We start from the raw sequence: 21,242 nt of genomic DNA, 5'->3' as shown, positions 1-21,242 counted from the left end.
GCTCGGCCGCGAGCTCGGCGACCGCGTCGACGTCCTCGTCGGACAGGTCCGGGGCGATCTTGACGAGCAGCGGCACCGGGCGACGACCGGCGACCGTGGTGGCCTCGTCGGCCGCGACGCGCGTGGCCTGCAGGATCGGGCGCAGGGCCTCGACCGACTGCAGGTCCCGCAGGCCCGGGGTGTTGGGCGAGGACACGTTCACGACCAGGTAGTCGGCAAACGGCGCGAGGCGGGCGGCGCTGGTCGCGTAGTCGTCGGGCGCCTGCTCCGCGGGCGTGACCTTCGTCTTGCCGATGTTCACGCCGATCACCAGGCGACGGCCGCGCTTCGTCGACCGCAGGTGCCGCAGGCGCTCCGCGACCGCGGCGGAGCCCTCGTTGTTGAAGCCCATGCGGTTGCGCAGCGCGCGCTGGTCGAGCACGCGCCACAGGCGGGGCTGCTCGTTGCCCGGCTGCCCGTGCGCCGTGACGGTGCCGACCTCGACGAACCCGAAGCCGAGCATCGTCAGGCCCTCGACGCCGCGGGCGTCCTTGTCGAACCCGGCGGCGACGCCGAACCGCGACGGGAAGCCGCGTCCCAGCACGCGCACCCCGCCCGGGGCGGGGGGCGCCAGGGTGCCCGCGATGACGTCGCGGAGCACGGGCGTCCGGCCGACGCCGCGGATCAGGCCGAAGGCGACCTCGTGGGCGCGCTCGGGGTCCATGCGGCGGAAGACGAGGTCGAACAGGAGGCGGTACACGGATTCACCCTACGGGCGCGGGGCCGCCGTCTGCCGTCGTGTCCGCGCGCGCACGGCCGTCGACCAGAGCCACCAGATGCCGAGGAACGGCAGCACGAGCGGGATGTAGCCGTAGCCCGCACCAAAGCCGGACCACACCGTCTCGTCGGGGAAGTCCCCCACGTCGACGACCGAGAGCGTGCCGACCGTCAGGACCCCGACGAGCTCGACGAGGACCGCGGGCCACGCGATCGAGCGGCGGTTGGTCGCGAGCGCGTACGTGGCGACGCAGTAGACCAGGCCCGCGAGCAGCGAGAGCAGGTACGCGAGCGGCGCCTCGGAGAGCTTGATCGCGACCTGGTAGATGCCGCGGGCCGTGGCGGCCAGCGCGAGGATGCCGTAGATCGCGACGAGCAGGCGGCCGGGGCCGCTGCCGGTGGGTCGGGTCGTGGCCCGGAGGCTTGTCACAAGGTCTCCCAGATCTGCAAGAGCCGGAACTCGAGGAAGCCGACGGTCAGCGCCGCGACGAGCAGCACGACCGAGCTCCATCGGGTCCGCTCGGCGAACGCCCACGCCGCGGCGATGGGCAGGACGATGAGCTGCGTGATGACGTAGCCCCAGAACAGCGCGGCATCCACGTCGTGGTCGCCGACCAGCAGCACGACGCCGGCCACGACCGCCTGGATCACCAGCGCGGCCTCGATCACCGCCCCGCCCCACAGCTGGCGAAGGATCACCGCACGGTCGACGACGACGAACCACGTCGCCCAACCGGCGAGCGCGAGGCACAGGACGCCGACGAGCAGCGCGACGGGCACGATCACGAGGCCCCAACCTACCGGCGGCGCGCGAGGCACCGGGACGTCCGGACTACCATCGACGCGTGATCTCGCTGACGTCGAAGAACCCTGCCCGCCTGTCCGTCGACGCCGTGGTGGTCGCGGTCGCCCAGTCCGGCGACACCGTCGTGCCGCTGGCCGCCGACCGGCTCCCCGCCGAGCTCGCCACCCTGATCAGCCGCGACGCGAAGGCGCTGGGCATCACGGGCGCGGCCGACGAGGTCCGCCGCGTGCCCGGGCTCGGCCTGTCTGCCGCCGTCCTGGTGGTCACGGGCGTCGGTCCCGTCGCCGCCGTCGACGCCGAGGTGCTGCGTCGCGCCGCCGGTGCCGCCACGCGCGAGCTCGCCGGCTCGACGTCCGTCGCCCTCGCGCTGCCCGCGTCCGACGCGACCGAGGTGGCCGCCGTCGCCGAGGGCGCGCTGCTCGGTGCCTACTCGTTCACGCGCTACCGCGAGGCCCCCGCCGCCGTCACGACCCTCGAGCTGGTGACCGACCGCGTGCGCGACCGCGCCGCCAAGGAGGCGCTGGCCCGCGCCGAGGTGGTCGCCGCCGCCGTGCACGCGACGCGCGACCTGGTCAACGCGGCCCCCAACGACCTGTACCCGGCTGCCTTCGCGGACCTGGCAAAGGCCGCCGCGAAGGAGGCCAAGGGCGTCAAGGTCTCGGTGCTCGACGAGAAGGCGCTCGCCTCCGGCGGCTACGGCGGCCTCGTCGGCGTCGGCCAGGGCTCGGTCCGCGGCCCCCGCCTCGTCAAGGTGTCCTACTCCCCCTCGCGCCCGACCGCGTCGATCGCGCTCGTCGGCAAGGGCATCACCTTCGACTCGGGCGGCATCAGCATCAAGCCCGCCGCAGGCATGGAGGCGATGAAGTCCGACATGGCCGGCGCCGCCGCCGTCCTGCACACCGTCATCGCGGCCGCGCGGCTCGAGCTGCCCGTCGCGGTGACGGGCTGGCTCTGCCTCGCCGAGAACATGCCGTCCGGGACCGCCCAGCGCCCGTCGGACGTGATCACGATCCGCGGCGGCAAGACCGTCGAGGTGCTCAACACCGACGCCGAGGGCCGCCTGGTCATGGCCGACGGCCTCGTCGCGGCCGTCGAGGAGAAGCCCGACGTCGTCCTCGACATCGCGACGCTCACCGGCGCGCAGATGGTCGCGCTCGGCTACCGCGTCTCCGCGGTGATGGGCTCCGACGACGTGCGCGCCGAGATCGTCGACGCCGCGGGCGTGACGGGTGAGCAGTTCTGGCCGATGCCGCTGCCCGCGGAGCTGCTCGGTGGCCTGAAGTCGAAGGTCGCCGACCTCGCCAACATCGGCGACCGCTTCGGCGGGATGCTCACGGCCGGCGTGTTCCTGCGCGAGTTCGTGGGTTCGACGCCGTGGGCGCACCTCGACATCGCCGGGCCGTCGTTCAACGAGAAGTCGGCGCACGGGTACACGCCCGTGGGCGGCACGGGCGTCGGCGTCCGCACCCTGCTGGGCTTCATCGAGTCCCGCGCCACCCGCTGACCCTCGGGTCCCCGGCCACCCGCTGACCGCTTGCCCCGCCCCGCGTCACCAGCGCGCCGGTGCGAGCTCCTGATCGCTGCAGCCCTGGTTGCACGACACGCCGTGCGCGAAGCCTGCTGCGCACGGCGTGCCGTTCAACCACCCCTGCAACCACGGCGCCGCAGGAGCCCGAGCCACCACGCGGGTGAGTACGCGAACCGATCCCGCCACTTGGGCGAGCACGCGAACCCGATCCCGCCACGTCGTGCGCTGGCGAGCCCGAACCCACGTGATCTGTGCGCGAGCCCTCTACGCGGTGCGTGCTGGCGTGCGCGTGGGTGTGCGGCACGCCGTGCAAGATGCGGCGTGTCGCACACCGACGCGCCCCCGCTGCGGATCGAACGCCGCGAGGCCACCGCGGCGATCCCGGTCGCTGCAGCCCTGGTTGCATGACACGCCGTGCGCGAAGCGCGCGGCGCAGGGCGTGTCGTTCAACCAACCCTGCAACCACGCGGCTGACGGCGGGGTGCCGGGCGGGGCACGAGGTGGTGCGGAGCCGGGCGGTCACGCGGGAGTGCGCCAGCGCGCGGAGGGCACCGCCCGCGGGGGTCAGACGATGTTGCGGCGGCGCTCGATCTTCTGGCGCGCGTTGTAGTCGCGGACGCGCTGGGGGTAGCCCGTGCGCTGCACGTCGTACGCGGGGATGCCGAGCTTCTCGGCGAGCTGAGCCGCGGTGCGGCCGTCGGGCACGCGCCGGCGCGTCCACTCCCCGTCCGTCGCGACGAGCATGACGGTCGTCTGCGTGACGTTCGTGACGGGTTCGATGTAGGCCTCGACCCCCACGCGCGTCCGCACGAAGTCGGTCAGGTGCGCGAGCGTCGCGTCGCGCGCCGCCTTGTCGCTCACGGCGGGGTCGGCGGCCGGCGTCGAGCGGCGGCGGGAGAACAGGCCCATGCGCACCGAGATTAGCCGGACAAGCTGGGATTCCGGCGGGAGTCGGCCGTGCGGATGACAGTCATGGGACGACTGTTCCGAGAGTCACACATCCCGAGACGCGGTCCGGTTCGTTGCGAGCACGCTGTGATGACAAGATGGTTGGCGAACTCCAGACCACACGTCTGTTCGCCTGCGCACGAGGAGCCTGCACGTGGCCGACACCAACGGCACCGCTTTCGACATCGTCGTCCTGGGAGCGGGGAGCGGCGGCTATGCCGCTGCGCTGCGCGCTGCCCAGCTCGGGAAGAACGTCGCCCTGATCGAGGCCGACAAGGTGGGAGGGACCTGCCTGCACAGCGGCTGCATCCCCACCAAGGCCCTGCTGCACGCGGCAGAGCTGGCCGACAACGCCCGCGAGGGTGAGCACTTCGGTGTGCACACCACGCTCGAGCGCATCGACATGGCCGGCGTCAACCAGTACAAGGACACCGTCATCGGCGGCCTGTACAAGGGTCTGCAGGGGCTGATCAAGTCCCGCAAGATCACCGTGATCGAGGGCTACGGCAAGCTCGTCGGCCAGAACGCGGTGGAGGTGAACGGCCAGACGTACACGGGTGAGCACATCATCCTGGCGACCGGCTCGTACGCCCGCTCGCTGCCCGGCCTGGACATCGGCGGCCGCGTCATCACCTCGGACCAGGCGCTGCAGCTCGACTGGGTCCCCCAGTCGGCGATCATCCTCGGCGGCGGCGTCATCGGCTCCGAGTTCGCGAGCGTGTGGAAGTCCTTCGGCGCGGACGTCACGATCATTGAGGCGCTCCCCCACCTGGTCCCCAACGAGGACGAGGCGCTGTCCAAGGCGTTCGAGCGCGCGTTCCGCAAGCGCGGCATCAAGTTCAACCTCGGCGTCCGGTTCTCGGGCGTCACGCAGGACGACAACGGCGTGCACGTCACGCTCGAGGACGGCAAGACGTTCGACGCCGACCTCCTGCTCGTCGCCGTGGGCCGTGGCCCGAGCACGAACGGGATCGGCTACGAGGAGCAGGGCGTCACGCTCGACCGCGGCTTCGTCATCACCGACGAGAAGCTGCACACGGGCGTGGGCAACATCTGGGCCGTCGGCGACATCGTCCCCGGCCTGCAGCTCGCGCACCGTGGCTTCGCGCAGGGCATCTTCGTCGCCGAGCAGATCGCGGGCCTCAACCCGGCCCCGATCGTCGAGTCGGGCATCCCCCGCGTCACGTACTCCGAGCCCGAGGTCGCCTCGGTCGGCCTCACGGAGGCGCGCGCCAAGGAGGTCCACGGCGAGGACGGCGTCGAGACGCTCGAGTACAACCTCGGCGGCAACGGCAAGTCCAAGATCCTGGGCACGCAGGGCTTCATCAAGCTCGTGCGCCAGAAGGACGGCCCCGTCGTCGGCGTCCACATGATCGGCGCGCGCGTCGGCGAGCTCATCGGGGAGGGCCAGCTCATCGTGAACTGGGAGGCCTACCCCGAGGACGTCGCCGCGCTCGTGCACGCACACCCCACGCAGAACGAGGCTCTCGGGGAGGCGCACCTCGCGCTCGCCGGCAAGCCGCTGCACGCCCACAACTGACCCAGGATCAAAGGAGACGACGCGGTCATGTCCGACAACGTGCAGCTTCCCGCACTCGGTGAGTCCGTCACCGAGGGCACCGTCACCCGCTGGCTGAAGAACGTGGGTGACACGGTCGAGGTCGACGAGCCCCTGCTCGAGATCTCCACCGACAAGGTCGACACCGAGATCCCCTCGCCGTTCGCCGGCGTGCTCGAGCAGATCCTGGTCCAGGAGGACGAGACCGTCGAGGTCGGCGCCACCCTGGCCGTGATCGGTTCGGGCGAGGGCTCGAGCTCCGCCGACGAGGCCCCCGCGGCCGAGCCGGAGGCGCAGGAGGAGGCCCCGGCCGACGAGGCTCCCGCGCAGGAGGCTCCCGCCGAGGAGCCCGCCGCCGAGGAGGCACCCGCCGAGCAGGCGCCCGAGCAGCACGAGGAGGCCGCCCCGGCAGCCGCCTCGGACGAGGGCGCGGGCGTCGGCGAGAACGTCGTGCTCCCCGCCCTGGGCGAGTCCGTCACCGAGGGCACGGTCACGCGCTGGCTCAAGGCCGTCGGCGACTCGGTCGAGGTCGACGAGCCCCTGCTCGAGATCTCCACCGACAAGGTCGACACCGAGATCCCGTCGCCGTTCGCCGGCACGCTGCAGCAGATCCTGGTCCAGGAGGACGAGACCGTCGAGGTCGGCGCCGCCCTGGCCGTCATCGGGTCGGGCTCCGCCCCGGCCGCGAAGTCCGAGGCTCCCGCCGCTGACGCAGAGCCCGAGTCGAAGCCCGAGCCCGAGTCGAAGCCCGAGCCTGTCGCCGAGTCGAAGCCCGAGCCCCAGTCGGCGCCCGAGCCGTCCGCGGAGCAGGAGTCGGCCAAGGCTGCTCCGGCCCCCGTGCCGGCCACGCCGACCCCGGCCCCGGTCGCCGCCACCCCGGCACCTGCGCCCGCGGCCTCCGGCTCCTACCTGACGCCGCTCGTCCGCAAGCTCGCGGCCGACAAGGGCGTGGACGTCGCGAGCCTCACCGGCTCGGGCGTCGGCGGTCGTATCCGCAAGGAGGACGTCCTCGAGGCGGCAGCCAAGGCCGAGGCCGCCAAGGCGGAGGCTGCCAAGCCGGCAGCGGCCGCTCCGGCAGCCGCCAAGCCCGCCGCCGTCCCGTCGGTCTCGCCGCTGCGCGGCACCACCGAGAAGGCCAGCCGACTGCGCCAGATCATCGCCGAGCGCATGGTCGACGCCCTGCACTCGCAGGCACAGCTGACCACCGTGGTCGAGGTGGACGTCACCAAGATCGCCCGCCTGCGCGCCCGTGCCAAGACGGACTTCAAGGCTCGCGAGGGCGTCAACCTCACGTTCCTGCCGTTCTTCGTGCTCGCCGCGATCGAGGGCCTCAAGGCTTTCCCGAAGATCAACGGCGTCCTCGAGGGCAACCAGATCACGTACCACGGCCAGGAGAACGTCGGCATCGCGGTCGACACCGAGCGCGGTCTGCTCGTGCCGGTGATCCGCGACGCAGGCGACCTGAACCTGGCCGGCATCTCCCGCAAGATCGTCGACCTCGCGGGCCGAACGCGGGACAACAAGGTCACGCCCGACGAGCTGAGCGGCGCCACCTTCACGGTGACGAACACCGGCTCGGGCGGCGCGATCATCGACACGCCCATCGTGCCTGGTGGCACCTCGGCGATCCTCGGCACGGGCGCGATCGTCAAGCGCCCCGTCGTGATCACCGACGGTGACGGCGGCGAGGTCATCGCGATCCGCTCGATGTGCTACCTGTCGCTCTCGTACGACCACCGGCTCGTGGACGGCGCTGACGCGTCGCGCTACCTGTCGGCCCTCAAGGCACGCCTCGAGGAAGGTGCGTTCGAGGCCGAAGTCGGCCTCTGACCTCCTCACCAGCACGGACGCCCCCGGACCGCTCGTCGGCCCGGGGGCGTCGTGCGTCCGGCGACCGTAGGGTGGCCAGATGAGAGTGGTCGTCGGCGGTTCGAGCGGATTCATCGGCAGCGCCCTGCTGCCCCTGCTGCGCGAGAGCGGGCACGAGGTCCTCACGCTCGTGCGCAGGCACCCACGCATGCACGACGAGATCTCCTGGGACCCCGACGCCGGCGTGCTCGACCCGCGCGCGCTCGACGGGGTCGACGCGGTGATCAACCTCGCGGGAGTCAACCCCGGCTCGCGGCCCCTCACGGCGGCACGCAAGCGCCTGGTCCTCTCCTCCCGGCTGCGCAGCACCCGCCTGATCGCCGAGCGCCTGGCCGACCACCCCAGCGGACCGCGGATCTGGCTGCAGGCCTCCGGGATCGGCGCCTACGGGTCGCGCGGCGAGGACGTGCTCGACGAGAGCGAGCCGCTGGGCGACACCTTCTTCGCGCACGTCGTGCAGCAGTGGGAGGCCGCGACGGCGACCGCCGAGGCCGCGGGCGTGCGCGTGGTGCACCTGCGCACCGGGATCGTGCTCGGCCCGGGCGGTGGCGCCCTGGGACGTCTGCTGCCGATCCTCAAGGTCGGCCTGGGCGGTCGTCTGGGCTCGGGTCAGCAGTTCTGGCCCTGGATCAGCCTTCTCGACGAGGTCCGCGCCATGGAGCACCTCCTGACGGCAGACGTGCGCGGTCCGGTGAACCTCGTGACGGAGCCGCGTCGCAACGTCGAGGTCGTCCAGGCGCTCGCCCGCGCGATGCACCGGCCCGCCGCTGTGCCCGTCCCCGCGTTCGCCCTCAAGCTCGCGCTCGGCGACTTCTCGTCGGAGGTGCTGGGCTCGATCCGCGCGGTGCCGAAGGCGCTGGACGCCTCGGGCTTCGTGCCGGCCCACCCCGACCTGGACGAGGCCGCACGCTGGGTCGTCACGAAGGGCTGACCTCCCACACGCGCCAGCCCTCGTCGGTCCAGCGCAGCTCGAGCACGACCGCGCTCTCCGGGCTCGCCTCGACCCGGGTGCGCGTCCCGTCGGCACCGACGACCACGTGCGAGGTCACGGCCGAGCGGAGCTCGACGCGCGCGACGTCCGACCCGGACGTGCCGGCCGGCGCCGCGGACCGGACCTCGATGTCGAGGCCCTCGACGCTGCGGCCGCGCAGCGACGCGAGCAGGTCGACGTCCGCACGGTGAGCGGGTCCGCCCGGCACCTCGACGTCGTCCAGCGCCTCTGGGACCCCTGCGGCGATCACCTCCCCCCGCGCGTGGCTCAGCGCGACGGCCGCCGCGACGGGATCGGGTCGCTCCACGGCACCCGCGGTCCGGTGCGAGACGCCCCAGCCGCCGACCGCCAGGACCAGGGCTGCAGCGGCAGCGATCGCCCAGGTCCGCGGGCCCCGGGCAGGGCGCGGCGCGGCACGGGTCGGCAGCGCGCGGCGACCGGCCGACCGCACGAGGTCCGCACCGGCGAGCGCTCCCGCGTCCGGCAGGTGCAGCGCCTCGGGCTCGGCGACCGCGAAGCACGAGCCGATCAGCGCGTCCACCTCGACGTCCGCCCGGAGGGCCTCCTCCAGGAGCTGCCGCAGCGTGCGGCCGCCGGGTGGCACGACGAGGCGGTCCAGCTCGGCGACAGGCAGCAGCGCGACCAGGGTGGACAGCCACCGCCGGACGTCCCCGTCCACCGACCCGCTCCCGAGCACCGCGCCGCGCAGGTCGGTCAGCACCGGACGCCCGTCGGGCCGCACCACCACGGCCGACGCCGTGACCGGCCCGTGCACGAGGCCGGCGTCGTGCAGCGCCGCCAGCGCCTGCAGGACGGGCACGGCGAGCGTGACGCCCTCGCCGTCGGTCAGCGCCACGCGCGCGGCCCGGATCTCGGCGACCGTCAGGCCGGGGACGTGCTCGACCAGGAGCGCGATGCGGCCCGGTGCGATCTGGGAGGCGTCCAGCAGCTGGCTCAGGTGCGGGTGCCGGACCGCACGCAGCAGGTCGAGCCTTCGCGCGAGCTCGTCGTCGAGCACTGCGGGCAGCACGTGCAGCTCGACGTAGCGCGCCCCGTCGTCCTGGGCGACCGCGAGCCACCCGCCACCCTCCGGACCGGCGGGCGCGACGGCCAGGAAGCCGAGGGAGGACAGCGCCGTGGCGACGTCCTCCGGAACCAGGTAGGGGTCCATACCCCCATCGAAGCCGCGGTCGACGAGGGGCGTCGGCCGTTGTCCACAGGGCCCGCGTCAGAGGGTGACGACGCGCCCCCCGTCGGCGGAGACGCGTGCCGCGTCGAGCACGCGCGCCGTCGCCACCGCGTCCGCCGGGTCGACGGGCAGGTCCCCGCCCGCGACCCAGCGCGCGAGCGCCGGGTAGATGTCGTGGTGTCCACCGGACGGCCGCGGCACGGGGGTGCGCTCGGCGCCGCGGACCAGCCAGCCCTCGTGCTCCGGCTCGCCGGGGCGCCGGCTCTCCTCGTACGCGTCGTCGAGCGCGGCGAACGGCGTCGGCTCGCCCTCGTAGCTCGTCACGAGGTACGCGCCGCCCGCGCCCAGGACGCGGGTCCGGGGGCCGGGCGCGCCGGTCAGTCCCCCGGCCTGCAGGTGGCTGATCACGCCGCCGTCGTGCGTGACGGCGAGGAAGACGTCGTCGACCGCCGGCGTCGTCAGCGCCTGCAGCTCGGCGTACACCGACCGGACCGGACCGAACAGCTGCACCGCGGAGTCGACCAGGTGCGCGCCGAGGTCGAGCAGGAGCCCGCCGGCCTCGACGTCGTTCTCCTTCCAGCGGTCCTGCGGCTGCGGCCGGTACCTCTCCCAGCGCCGCTCGAACCGGTGCACGCGGCCCAGCTCGCCGGAGTCGAGCAGGGCCCGCAGCGCGAGCTGCTCGGGGTCCCACCGGCGGTTCTGGAACACGGTGAGGCGGCCGTCGGCGGCGTCCACCAGGCGCTGGGCGTCGGCCGTGCGCGTCGCGAGCGGCTTGTCGACGAGCACGTGCGCGCCGGCCGCCAGCGCCGCGAGGGCGTGGGCCGCGTGGTCCCCGCTCGGGCTCGCGACGACGACGAGGTCGAGCTCGTCGACGTGCCCGAGCAGCGCGTCGACGTCGGGGACGACGACCGCTCCCGGCCAGTCCTGCTCCACCTGCTCGGCGCGCCGGCCGGTGACCACGTGGGTCACCTGCTGGCCCGCCGCTCGCGCCAGCCGCGCGTGGATCCCGCGCCCCGCTCCCCCGTACCCGACCAGTCCGATGCGCATGGCGACCACTCTAGGAGCGCGCCCGGCCGAGCGCGCTGGGCCACCACGTACGGCGGTCGAGGTCGTGCACCAGCGCGGGCACGAGCAGGCTGCGCACGACGAGCGTGTCGAGCAGCACGCCGAACGCCACGATGAACGCGATCTGGGCCAGGAACAGCAGCGGGATGATCCCGAGCGCCGCGAACGTCGTCGCGAGCACGATCCCCGCCGACGTGATGACTCCGCCGGTGACGGTGAGCGCCCGCACCACGCCCACGCGCGTCCCGGAGACCACCGATTCCTCCCGCACCCTCGTCATGAGGAAGATCGAGTAGTCGACACCCAGGGCGACGAGGAAGACGAACGAGAACAGCGGCACCGTCGGGTCCGCGCCCGGGTAGTCGAGCACGTGGTTGAACACCACCGCCGACACACCGAGGGCCGCCGCGAACGACAGCACGTTCGCGACGAGCAGCAGGAGCGCCGCGACGACGGAGCGCAGCAGGAGCATGAGGATCAGGCCGATCACGAGCAGGACGACGGGCACGATGACGCGGATGTCGTGCTCACCGGCCGCCTGGGTGTCGAGCGACTCCGCCGCCGTGCCGCCGACGAGCGCGCCGGGTGCGACCTCGTGCACCGCCGTGCGCAGCGCCTCGACGGTCCGCACAGCCTCCTGCGAGTCGGAGACCGCGGTGGTCGCCACGTCCAGGCGCACCTTGCCGTCGACGACCTTCGGCTCCGCGTCGGCAGCGCCGGGCGCGCCCGTGGCCGACCCCGTGTACGGCGCGACCGACGCGACGCCGTCGACCGCCTGGGCCGCCGCGGTGACCTCGTCGGCCTGGTCCTGCGCGACGATGACGATGGCCGGCTGCACCGAGCCGGCCGGGAAGTGGGCCGAGAGGACCTCCTCACCCGCGACCGCGTCGACGTCGGTGCGGAACACGTCCGCCTGGCTCGTGCCGGACGCGTTGAGGGTCGGGACGAAGGCCGCACCGATGGCCAGCAGCACCGCGGTGGCGATCCAGACCACGCGAGCGTGCGCGCCGACGAAGCGAGCGAGGCGGGCCCAGACACCGGTCCCCTCGGCGGGGTCCGGGTGCTCGACGCCGCCCTCGACCGGACGCGGCGTCCTGGGCCAGAAGAAGACGCGCGAGCGCTTGCCGGCCACGAGCAGCAGCGCGGGCAGCAGCGTGAGCGCGCCGAGCAGCGCCGAGGCGATGCCGATCGCCGCGACAGGCCCGAGGCTCCGGTTCGAGCCGAGGTCCGACAGCAGCAGGCACAGCACGCCGGCGATGACCGTCCCCGCGCTGGCCGCGATGGGCTCGAGACAGGCGCGCCACGCGCGCTTCATGGCCGCGAACGGGTCCTCGACCTCGCGCAGCTCCTCGCGGTACCTCGCGACGAGGAGCAGCGCGTAGTCGACCGACGCACCGACCACGAGGATCGACAGGATGCCCTGCGCCTGGCCGTTGAGCTTGATGGTCCCGGCGTCGGCGAGGTGGTAGACGACGAGCCCGGCCAGCGACAGCGCGAACACGGCCGTGAGCAGCACCGCGACCGGCAGCAGGGGCGAGCGGTAGACCAGCACGAGGATGAGGAACACCGCACCGAGCGCGACGAGCAGGAGCACGCCGTCGATGCCGGCGAACGCCGTCACGAGGTCGGCGACGAATCCTGCCGGGCCGGTGACCCAGGCGTTCAGGCCGAGCTCGCCCGCGGTGGTGGCCGTGGCGCCGAGCTCGTCGGCGAGGCCGGCGCGCAGGTCGGCGACGAAGGCCTCGGTGACCGACTCCTCGTCGGGCAGCAGCGTCTCAGCCGCATCCGCGTCGAGCGAGTACGCGACCAGCAGCGCCTGCCCGTCCTCGGACGGCACCACGGCGACCTCGCCGACCAGGTACTGCGACCACGTGCCGCCACCCGGGGCCGCGCGGTCGGGCACCGCCTGCGCGAACTGCGTCACTGCCGCGGTCTGCGCCTCGGTCACGGCCGAGTCGTCGGCGGGCGCGAGCACGATGAGCGCGGGCAGCGTCGGGGTCTCGACGAACGCGCGGCTGGCCTCAGCGGCGCGGGTCGACTCGGCCGACGACGGCAGGAACGCCCCGGCGTCGTTCGTCTGGACCTGGGAGAGCTTGCCCTGCGCCATCCCGCCGACCGACCCGATCGCGAGCCAGGCGGCCAGCACGAGGACGAGCGCGAGGGCGCGGACGATCACGGAACGGCGGGTGGAGGGCATGGCAGCATCCTGAACGACGTCGGGGTGATCCGCTCGCGTACGCGCCCGCCACCGGGCGAAGTAGCCTGACGGGCATGCGGTTCGACGAGCTGGACCTCGGCACACGCCTCCTTCCCTACGAGCCCACCTGGCAGATGCAGCGCGACGTGCACGCCGCGGTGGTCGCGGGCGAGGCGCCCGACACGGTCCTGCTGTGCGAGCACGAGGACGTCTACACCGCGGGCCGCCGCACGGCCTCGTGGGACCGGCCCGTCGACGGGACGCCGGTGATCGACGTCGACCGCGGCGGCAAGATCACGTGGCACGGGCCGGGCCAGCTCGTCGGCTACCCGATCGTCCGGCTCGCCCAGCCGATCGACGTCGTGCGGTACGTGCGCGCGCTCGAGGAGGCGCTCATCCGCACGTGCGCCGACCTGGGCCTGTCCGCGATCCGCGTCGAGGGCCGCAGCGGCGTCTGGTTCGCGGCGGACGTCGTCGACGGCGTCGCGCGGCGCGAGCGCAAGGTCGCCGCGATCGGGGTGCGGGTCAGCCGGGGCGTGACCATGCACGGCTTCGCGCTCAACTGCGAGCCGGACCTCGACGCCTTCTCGCGGATCGTGCCGTGCGGCATCCCGGACGCCGACGTGACGTCGTTGTCGGTCGAGACCGGCCGGCGCGTCACCATCGCCGAGATGACCCCGCTGGTCCGCGGGCACCTGGACGCGACGCTGCGTCCGGTGCTCGCGTCCTTCGCGCCGGTCGTCGTCTCGTGACGACGCGACCGACGGGTGAGCGTGACGGGCCCGGAACCGCCCTCGTCGCCGTACCCGGGACCGCCACGCGTTCGTGAGCCGTCAGGCGGCCAACCCCTCCGCGACGGTGGCGGCCCAGGCCCGCACGTCGTCGAAGTCGCGGAAGTCGCCGTCCTCGGCGTGGGTGAGCGCGACGAGCGCGCGCTCGTTCAGCCCGAGGCCCGCACGGTCCAGGCTCCCGACGAAGCAGCGGGCCTCGCGCGCCGCGACGGCGCTCGCGATCGCGCCGACGTCGTCGGGCGGCGTGACCGGCATGGGCGGGTCGCCGACCGGACCCGACCAGAACAGCCACACGGGCCGCTCGCGCAGCTCCCCGGCCTGCCGCTGGACCAGCGCCCGCAGCGAGACCGCGAGGCGCCCGACGTAGACCGCCGAGCCGAGCACGACCGCGTCGAACCTCGTCACGCGGTCCACCTCCTCGGGTGGGATGACGTCCACGAAGTGGCCGGCCCGCGCCAGCTCGAGCGCGATCGCCTCGCCGATCTCGGCGGTCGCGCCGTGACGCGACGCCACACTCACGAGCACATGCATGTCGGGCTCCTCCGGTGTTCGTCCCCCTGCTGCCACCTTCGTCCCACTCGCGACCCGGGACCCGGGACCCAGGTCCCGGTCGGTGTGACGCGCACCGCAGCGGTATTTCCCGCACCGGCGGTTAGGGTGACGAGGTGACCACCGCACCCGAGGGGCGCCGGATGCTCCGCGTCGAGGCCCGCAACTCCGCCACGCCCATCGAGAAGAAGCCCGAGTGGATCCGCACCCGCGCCACGATGGGCCCCGAGTACACCGAGCTCAAGAGCCTCGTGAAGCGCGAGAGCCTGAACACGGTGTGCGAGGAAGCCGGCTGCCCCAACATCTTCGAGTGCTGGGAGGACCGCGAGGCGACGTTCCTCATCGGCGGTGACCAGTGCACCCGGCGGTGCGACTTCTGCCAGATCGACACGGGCAAGCCCGCGGACTTCGACGCCGACGAGCCGCGCCGCGTGGCTGCCTCCGTCCAGGCGATGGGCCTGAAGTACTCGACCGTCACGGGCGTCGCGCGCGACGACCTGGCCGACGGCGGCGCATGGCTCTACGCCGAGACCGTGCGCCAGATCCACGCGGTCAACCCCGGCACCGGCGTCGAGCTGCTCATCCCCGACTTCAACGCGGTGCCCGAGCTGCTCGACGAGATCTTCTCCTCGCGCCCCGAGGTGCTCGCCCACAACCTCGAGACCGTGCCGCGCATCTTCAAGCAGATCCGCCCCGGCTTCCGCTACGACCGCTCGCTGTCGGTCATCACCCGTGCCCGCCAGGCCGGCCTGGTCACCAAGTCGAACCTCATCCTCGGCATGGGCGAGACCACCGAGGAGATCGTCGAGGCCCTCGAGCAGCTGCACGAGGCGGGCTGCGACCTCATCACGATCACGCAGTACCTGCGCCCCTCGCTGCGCCACCACCCCGTGGACCGCTGGGTGCGGCCCGAGGAGTTCGTCGCGCTGTCCGACGAGGCCACGCGGTTGGGGTTCCTCGGCGTGATGAGCGGTCCGCTGGTGCGCTCGTCGTACCGTGCCGGCCGCCTGTGGGGCCAGGCGATGCGTCGCCGCGGCCTGCCGATCCCCGAGGCGCTCGCGCACCTCGGCGAGCCGACCACCGCCCGCCAGGAGGCGGCGAGCCTGCTCGCTCGCTGAGTCCGCCCTCAGCGGACGCGGTCCACCGACGCTCCTGCGCTCGGTAGACTCCCGACCCATGGCCCGTGACTCATCCGCCTCTGCTGCGCCCGCCGGATCCACGCCCGCGAAGGTGAAGAAGCCTCGCTGGTACACCCAGATCTGGCAGGCGTACCAGATGACCCGCAAGAACGACCCTGCGGTCACCTGGATCGTGCTCGGCACGTTCGTCGGCATCATCGCGCTCGGCGTGCTCGTCGGCCTGCTCATCGGCCACACGATCTACATGACGCTGCTGAGCATCCCCTTCGCGGTGCTCGGCGCGATGTTCCTGCTCGCCCGCCGCGCGGAGAGCTCCGCCTACGCGAACATCGAGGGCCAGCCCGGCGCCTCGCGCGCCGCGCTCGGCACCATCCGCCGCGGCTGGACGTTCGGCGAGGAGCCCGTCGCCGTGGACCCGCGCACGCAGGACATGGTGTTCCGCGGCCTGGGCCGCGCCGGTGTCGTCCTGGTCAGCGAGGGCCCCGCGGGCCGCGTCAACCGCCTGCTCGAGGCCGAGCGCAAGCGCACCGCGCGCGTCATCTCCGGTGCTCCCATCACGATCATCCAGAGCGGCAACGAGGACGGCCAGGTCGCGCTGCGCAGCCTGCCCCGCGCAGTGCAGCGCCTCAAGCCGAAGCTGACCAAGCAGGAGGTCGCCGAGGTCAGCAAGCGCCTCACGGCCCTCGGCGGCGTGCGGATGCCCGTGCCGAAGGGCGTCGACCCGCTGCGCGCGCGCCCGGACCGCAAGGGGATGCGCGGGCGCTGACGCCCGCCGGCGGGTCAGCGGCGGACGATCGCCGTCCCCGCGAACCGGTCCTGGATGCCCCGGCCGTCCCCGTCCCACACGGCGGCGGGGATCACGAGGCACAGCAGGACGGTGCGTGCGAGCGCGGCCAGGAATCCCGGTGCGCCCACGGCGAGCAGCTCCTGGTCCTTGGCCTGTGCCGACGGGATCACGCGACGCACCCGCAGGCCGAGCAGCCGGTGCCCCACGGTGTGCCCGATCGAGCCGACGAGCAGCACGTTCTCCAGCGCGAAGATGCCGAGCGTGGCCAGGCCGTTGCCGCGCGACAGGATGAACGCGTCCGGGCTCGAGACGAAGAACCAGCCGGAGATCAGCAGGCAGGCGACCCAGTCGATCGCCAGCGCCGCGAACCGGCGCCCGAGCGGCGCCATCGAGCCGGGTCCGGCCGCCGGGAGCCCGAGCCGGACGCCGCGCGCCTCGTCGGGGCCGCGCGACGGGTCGGGCTCGGAGGAGCCGCCGTCGAGCCAGGAGCTGAGGTCACGCCGATCTGCCACCCGAGAAGCGTAGGCGCACAGCAAGCACGCGCGAGACGGCAATGCACCGGAAACACCCCCGCTACAGCGTCTCCGTAGGTTGACCCCACCGGCTCCGCCGCCGCGATCGGCGTCTGCCGGACGGCCTGCCGAGCAAGCCCGCACAGGGTCTATGGTCAACAACCGTTACACCGGGCTCGCCGTCGTAACGCCATCGAAACATTCGGTACACGGCAAAGAAACGGCCCACTCGTAGCCTCACTGTGCCCGACCCCACGGGTACGACCCAACCGAGGAGCAGCGGATGTTCAGCAAGCCAGAGGAAGTCCTGGCGTTCATCAAGAGCGAGGACGTCAAGTTCGTCGACGTCCGGTTCTGTGACCTGCCCGGCACGATGCAGCACTTCAACGTCCCGGCCCCCACCTTGGACGCCGCGTTCTTCACCGAGGGCCAGATGTTCGACGGCTCGTCGATCCGCGGCTTCCAGGCGATCCACGAGTCGGACATGAAGCTCATCCCGGACGTCACCTCGGCGTACGTGGACCCGTTCCGCGTCGAGAAGACGCTGAACATCAACATGCACATCGTCGACCCGTACACCGACGAGCCCTACAGCCGCGACCCGCGTCAGGTCGCCGCCAAGGCCGAGGCGTACCTGGCGTCGACGGGCATCGCCGACACGGCCTTCTTCGCCCCCGAGGCAGAGTTCTACATCTTCGACGACGTGCGCTTCAAGACCGCGCAGAACGAGTCGTTCTACAAGATCGACTCCTTCGAGGCAGCCTGGAACACGGGCCGCGAGGAGGAGGGTGGCAACCTCGGCCACAAGATCCCTTACAAGGGTGGCTACTTCCCCGTTCCCCCCGTGGACGGCTTCGCGGACATCCGCGACCAGATCAGCCTGCAGCTGGACGCCCTCGGCCTCGGTGTCGAGCGCGCCCACCACGAGGTCGGCACCGCCGGCCAGCAGGAGATCAACTACCGCTTCGACAAGCTGTCGATCTCCGGTGACAAGGTCATGCTCTTCAAGTACGTCGTGAAGAACGTGGCGCACAACAACGGCAAGTCGGCGACGTTCATGCCGAAGCCGCTGTTCGGCGACAACGGCTCGGGCATGCACGTGCACCAGTCCCTGTGGAAGGACGGCGAGCCGCTGTTCTTCGACGAGAAGGGCTACGGCGGCCTGTCCGACGTCGCGCGCTGGTACATCGGCGGCCTGCTCAAGCACGCGCCCTCGCTGCTCGCGTTCACGAACCCGACGGTGAACTCCTACCACCGCCTGGTTCCCGGCTACGAGGCCCCGGTCAACCTGGTCTACTCGGCCCGCAACCGCTCGGCGTGCATCCGCATCCCGGTCACCGGTTCGAACCCGAAGGCCAAGCGCATCGAGTTCCGCGTGCCGGACCCGTCGTCGAACCCGTACCTGGCGTTCGCGGCCATGCTGATGGCCGGCATCGACGGCATCCAGAACCGCATCGAGCCGCCCGAGCCGGTCGACAAGGACCTGTACGAGCTGCCCCCCGAGGAGCACGCCCTCATCCAGCAGGTGCCGGGCTCGCTCGGCGAGGTCCTCGACTCGCTCGAGGCCGACCACGACTTCCTCACCGCGGGCAACGTCTTCACGCCCGACCTGATCGCGACGTGGATCGACTACAAGCGCAACGCCGAGGTGGACCCGATTCGTCTGCGGCCGCACCCGCACGAGTTCGAGCTCTACTACGACGTGTGACACGTCCCGGCCCCCGGCTGCTCCCGGGGGTCGGTGACCTGCAGTGCCGACACCCCCGTCGCCCTCGTGGCGGCGGGGGTGTCGTGCTTCCCCGCCGCGCCCGCCGGTCTGCCATCCTGGGTCCGCCGGTGCACCGCAGTCATCCACGTCGCGCGGCGACGGCGGGCCTGATCGACGATCGGAGTCACGATGAGCTTCTCGGACTACTTCTGGCTGCTGATGTGGGCGTTCCTGTTCTTCGCCTACATCCTGTTGCTGGTCAACGTCCTGGTCGACCTGTTCCGCGACTCCGAGACCAGCGGGTGGGGCAAGGCCGCGTGGATCGTCGTCCTGCTCGTGCTTCCGTACCTCGGTGTGCTCGTCTACGTGATCGCCCGGGGCGCAGCGATGGCCGAGCGGCGGAACGGCGGGCGCAGGGCCGTGAGCGAGGAGCGCTACGTCCCCACGCCTCCGTCGATCCCGTCTCCCGCTGGGCAGATCGCGTCGGCGAAGGCGATGCTCGACGCCGGCGCCATCAACCAGTCCGAGTTCGAGACGCTCAAGGCGCGTGCCCTGGCCTGATGCGATCGACGCCCCGCGGACGACGAACGGCGCCCCCTCCCGGGAGGCGCCGTTCGTGTCGAGACGGGTCAGATCGCGCGGGTCTCGGGATCCTCGCTCTCGGCCACCACGGCGGGCGAGGCGCTGAGCAGCTCGACGATGCCGATGAGCACCACCACGCCGATCGTCGTCCAGATGACCAGCCCGGCGGTGGGGGTGTCGGCAGCGACGATGACGAGGAAGCCGATCGCGATGAGCACCCAGCGGATCAGCACGCGCTGCGAGCCGAGCCAGATGCCGAAGCCGCCGGTGTCGACGCCCCTGCCCCTCCCCCACGACTTGACCGTCTCGAAGCCCGTGCCCGCCGAGCGGCGCGTCGCGAGCGCCGCCGCGGAGCCGCCGGCGATGAAGGCGAAGAACGCCACGACGAGCCCGACGACCGCGACCATGCGGAGGGCGACCTTCATGAAGTGCACGACGGTCTCGAAGATGACCGTCACCGCGCCCCCAGACGCCGTCGCCGGGAGCGAGCCGAGGATGGCCTCCTTGCCGATGGCCAGACCGATCGCGAGCAGCGCCATGCCGGCCACGAGGGACAGGGCCGCGACCACGGTCGCCCGCATCCGGCGCGTCGAGACCAGGACACCCGCCGCGAGGAAGAGCAGCGCGATCCACGGCAGCCAGTCCCCGAGCGTGTCGAGGATGTTGTAGGCGGTCCTCAGCTGCGCGAGGCTGTCGGCCTGCGCCACGGGAACGGTCGGGTTGACGTCCGGGATCGCCGACGCGATCCCGAGCCCGGCGTCGACGAGCTGGGACTTGACGATGTCGATGATCGGCCCGAGCTGCAGGCTGAGGTACCCGTCGTCGTCGAGCTGGATGACGGTGTTCGGGTCGCCGTTCAGGACCGCGACGATCTGCGTCTGCGCCGTGCGGTTGACCTGCGTCCAGAGCGAGGTGAACGCGTCCGACTCGACGAACCGCGTGACCACCTTGGTGACCAGGGTCTGCACGCCGCTCGTGAGCGGCGCGTCGAGCAGCGGGATCCGCTCCGTGAGCCGGTCGGGCGCGCCCTGCTGGACGAGGAAGTCCTGCAGCTCCGTGGTCACGGCCGAGACGTCGATGTTGCTCATGACGGCCGTGACGGTGCGGTTGATGATCGCGCTCTGCACCTGCGGGTCGTCGGCGAGCGGTGCGACCGTGGCGAGGTAGCGGTCCGTGTCGGTCAGGGTTCGCTCGGCCCAGTGGGCGACGAGGCCCAGCGGCGCGAGCAGGGCACCGATCGCGATGAGCGCGACGGCCGCCCAGGTCCGCAGACGCCGGTGCGGGACCCCAGCCCCCGGCCGCGCCGCCGCGGGAGCGGCGAGCTTGCTGCGCAGGGCCGCGTTCTCGGCCTCGAGGCGCGCGAGTCTCGCCGCGACGTCCTCGTCGGCGCCGTCCGGCGCACTGGCGAGCGCCACCGCCTCGACCGGGACGGTCGCGGTCGAGACCGCCTCCGGCTCGACGGGCACGTCGAGGACGATCGTGTCCGCCTCGGTCGGATGAGCGTCGGCGAGATCGTCGACCGTGTCCTCGACGACCACCGCGTCCGGCGTGTCACCGTCCGCCACGTCAGGCTGCTTCTCGACCGGTGCGTCGTCGCCCGGCTCGACCTTCGGCTTGCGTTCCCTCGGCGGTGCCACGGCTTCCTCCTGCGTCTCGTGACCTGCGTGAACACGTCGATACTCGCAGGCCACAGCGCCGAGCGACACCATTTGCCCGAGATGTGTTCGGCGTGCTCCCCGCGGGCGTGCACCGCTGGCCGATAGGTTGCGCGCTAGACGACCCGTGCGACCGAAGGACCGCCATGGCCGAGCCGAAGTTCGACCCGTTCGAGGTCACGGACGAGCGCCGCCCGCCGCCCTGGCTGTGGCGGGCGCTCCTCATGGCACTCGTCACCGTCATCGTCGGGATCTGGATCTGGCGCTCGCTCGGCCTGCTGACCAACGTCATCACGATCATCGTCATCGCGTGGTTCATCGCGCTGGCCATGGAGCCGTCGATCAAGTGGCTCGTGCGCCACGGCATCCGTCGGACGCGCGCCACCGGGATCGTCATGGCGACCGCGCTCATCGGCAGCGCCGCGATCCTGGTCCTGTTCGGGGGCCTGTTCATCGACCAGCTCGTCCAGCTGATCGCCTCGCTCCCCGAGTACTACGACGACCTCGCGGCCTGGCTCGCGTCGTCCTTCGACATCCACATCCCTGCAGCCGACGAGGCGGTCGCGAGCATCGGCGCGCACTGGCGCGAGTTCGCCCCCGGGCTCGTCGGCGC

The 21,242-nt window shown here is 72.5% G+C and carries 20 protein-coding genes; 10 read left to right on the top strand and 10 right to left on the bottom strand.

Annotated elements, in window-relative coordinates; genetic code table 11:
* The 3 genes from pyrD to D1825_RS07655 all read right to left on the bottom strand — a co-directional run.
* On the bottom strand, positions 1 to 739 hold a 739-nt coding region (pyrD, locus tag D1825_RS07665; protein WP_118766848.1), incomplete at its 3' end, for a dihydroorotate dehydrogenase (quinone).
* 9 nt (positions 740 to 748) lie between these two features.
* Positions 749 to 1,186: a hypothetical protein gene (locus tag D1825_RS07660; protein WP_118766847.1), complete on the bottom strand. Its 438-nt coding sequence runs from the start codon at positions 1,184 to 1,186 to the stop codon at positions 749 to 751.
* Positions 1,183 to 1,542: a hypothetical protein gene (locus D1825_RS07655; RefSeq protein ID WP_118766846.1), complete on the bottom strand. Its 360-nt coding sequence runs from the start codon at positions 1,540 to 1,542 to the stop codon at positions 1,183 to 1,185. The genes D1825_RS07660 and D1825_RS07655 overlap by 4 nt, the downstream gene beginning before the upstream one ends.
* A gap of 59 nt (positions 1,543 to 1,601) precedes the next feature.
* On the opposite strand from D1825_RS07655, the gene D1825_RS07650 reads away from it, so the two are divergent.
* A complete protein-coding gene (locus D1825_RS07650) occupies positions 1,602 to 3,065 on the top strand; it encodes a leucyl aminopeptidase (protein ID WP_118766845.1) in 1,464 nt (487 codons plus the stop codon).
* Between the two features lie 588 nt (positions 3,066 to 3,653).
* On the opposite strand, the gene D1825_RS07645 is transcribed toward D1825_RS07650, so the two are convergent.
* Positions 3,654 to 3,998: an oxidoreductase gene (locus D1825_RS07645; protein ID WP_118766844.1), complete on the bottom strand. Its 345-nt coding sequence runs from the start codon at positions 3,996 to 3,998 to the stop codon at positions 3,654 to 3,656.
* 193 nt (positions 3,999 to 4,191) lie between these two features.
* On the opposite strand from D1825_RS07645, the gene lpdA reads away from it, so the two are divergent.
* The 3 genes from lpdA to D1825_RS07630 all read left to right on the top strand — a co-directional run bounded on the left by lpdA (position 4,192) and on the right by D1825_RS07630 (position 8,395).
* Complete coding sequence (gene lpdA / locus D1825_RS07640) at positions 4,192 to 5,577, top strand: dihydrolipoyl dehydrogenase (protein WP_118766843.1); 1,386 nt, start codon at positions 4,192 to 4,194, stop codon at positions 5,575 to 5,577.
* Between the two features lie 27 nt (positions 5,578 to 5,604).
* Positions 5,605 to 7,425: a 2-oxoglutarate dehydrogenase, E2 component, dihydrolipoamide succinyltransferase gene (sucB, locus tag D1825_RS07635; RefSeq protein ID WP_118766842.1), complete on the top strand. Its 1,821-nt coding sequence runs from the start codon at positions 5,605 to 5,607 to the stop codon at positions 7,423 to 7,425.
* 79 nt (positions 7,426 to 7,504) lie between these two features.
* The gene (locus D1825_RS07630) at positions 7,505 to 8,395 is read left to right on the top strand and encodes a TIGR01777 family oxidoreductase (protein ID WP_118766841.1); all 891 of its coding nucleotides are present in this window, start codon (positions 7,505 to 7,507) and stop codon (positions 8,393 to 8,395) included.
* Here D1825_RS07630 and D1825_RS07625 read toward each other — a convergent pair.
* The 3 genes from D1825_RS07625 to D1825_RS07615 are packed head-to-tail and all read right to left on the bottom strand — an operon-like array spanning position 8,382 to position 12,906.
* On the bottom strand, positions 8,382 to 9,626 hold the full coding sequence (locus D1825_RS07625; protein ID WP_118766840.1) for a protein kinase family protein: 1,245 nt from the start codon (positions 9,624 to 9,626) through the stop codon (positions 8,382 to 8,384). The genes D1825_RS07630 and D1825_RS07625 overlap by 14 nt on opposite strands.
* Positions 9,627 to 9,683: 57 nt before the next feature.
* Positions 9,684 to 10,691 (bottom strand): Gfo/Idh/MocA family protein, encoded by a 1,008-nt coding sequence (locus D1825_RS07620; RefSeq protein ID WP_407643311.1) that lies wholly within the window; start codon positions 10,689 to 10,691, stop codon positions 9,684 to 9,686.
* Positions 10,692 to 10,701: 10 nt separating this feature from the next.
* Positions 10,702 to 12,906 (bottom strand): MMPL family transporter, encoded by a 2,205-nt coding sequence (locus tag D1825_RS07615; RefSeq protein ID WP_118766838.1) that lies wholly within the window; start codon positions 12,904 to 12,906, stop codon positions 10,702 to 10,704.
* A 74-nt stretch (positions 12,907 to 12,980) separates the two neighbouring features.
* Between D1825_RS07615 and lipB the strand changes: the two genes are divergently transcribed.
* The gene (lipB, locus tag D1825_RS07610) at positions 12,981 to 13,658 is read left to right on the top strand and encodes a lipoyl(octanoyl) transferase LipB (RefSeq protein ID WP_118766837.1); all 678 of its coding nucleotides are present in this window, start codon (positions 12,981 to 12,983) and stop codon (positions 13,656 to 13,658) included.
* An 81-nt stretch (positions 13,659 to 13,739) separates the two neighbouring features.
* On the opposite strand, the gene D1825_RS07605 is transcribed toward lipB, so the two are convergent.
* Positions 13,740 to 14,228 (bottom strand): flavodoxin domain-containing protein, encoded by a 489-nt coding sequence (locus D1825_RS07605; protein ID WP_118766836.1) that lies wholly within the window; start codon positions 14,226 to 14,228, stop codon positions 13,740 to 13,742.
* A 134-nt stretch (positions 14,229 to 14,362) separates the two neighbouring features.
* On the opposite strand from D1825_RS07605, the gene lipA reads away from it, so the two are divergent.
* The gene (gene lipA, locus D1825_RS07600; RefSeq protein ID WP_118766835.1) at positions 14,363 to 15,364 is read left to right on the top strand and encodes a lipoyl synthase; all 1,002 of its coding nucleotides are present in this window, start codon (positions 14,363 to 14,365) and stop codon (positions 15,362 to 15,364) included.
* Positions 15,365 to 15,422: 58 nt separating this feature from the next.
* Positions 15,423 to 16,151: a DUF4191 domain-containing protein gene (locus D1825_RS07595; RefSeq protein ID WP_118766834.1), complete on the top strand. Its 729-nt coding sequence runs from the start codon at positions 15,423 to 15,425 to the stop codon at positions 16,149 to 16,151.
* 14 nt (positions 16,152 to 16,165) lie between these two features.
* Here D1825_RS07595 and D1825_RS07590 read toward each other — a convergent pair whose 3' ends face one another.
* Positions 16,166 to 16,684, bottom strand: coding sequence for an RDD family protein (locus D1825_RS07590; protein ID WP_118766833.1), 519 nt, complete (start codon positions 16,682 to 16,684; stop codon positions 16,166 to 16,168).
* A gap of 283 nt (positions 16,685 to 16,967) precedes the next feature.
* Between D1825_RS07590 and glnA the strand changes: the two genes are divergently transcribed.
* On the top strand, positions 16,968 to 18,392 hold the full coding sequence (gene glnA / locus D1825_RS07585) for a type I glutamate--ammonia ligase (RefSeq protein WP_118766832.1): 1,425 nt from the start codon (positions 16,968 to 16,970) through the stop codon (positions 18,390 to 18,392).
* Between the two features lie 189 nt (positions 18,393 to 18,581).
* Positions 18,582 to 18,953, top strand: a complete 372-nt coding sequence (locus D1825_RS07580) for an SHOCT domain-containing protein (RefSeq protein WP_118766831.1) — start codon at positions 18,582 to 18,584, stop codon at positions 18,951 to 18,953.
* A 68-nt stretch (positions 18,954 to 19,021) separates the two neighbouring features.
* Here D1825_RS07580 and D1825_RS07575 read toward each other — a convergent pair whose 3' ends face one another.
* Positions 19,022 to 20,611 carry a hypothetical protein gene (locus D1825_RS07575; RefSeq protein ID WP_118766830.1) on the bottom strand — a complete coding sequence of 530 codons (1,590 nt, stop codon included), beginning with the start codon at positions 20,609 to 20,611 and terminating at the stop codon, positions 19,022 to 19,024.
* A 164-nt stretch (positions 20,612 to 20,775) separates the two neighbouring features.
* On the opposite strand from D1825_RS07575, the gene D1825_RS07570 reads away from it, so the two are divergent.
* Positions 20,776 to 21,242 (top strand): AI-2E family transporter (locus D1825_RS07570; protein WP_118766829.1); only part of this gene is annotated, 467 nt, incomplete at its 3' end.

The sequence above is a fragment of the Cellulomonas rhizosphaerae genome, from assembly GCF_003470205.1.
GTDB classification, from domain to species: Bacteria; Actinomycetota; Actinomycetes; order Actinomycetales; family Cellulomonadaceae; genus Cellulomonas; species Cellulomonas rhizosphaerae.
The sequence above is the reverse complement of the archived record's forward strand: the minus strand, read 5'-3'. Positions and strand labels throughout refer to the sequence as shown.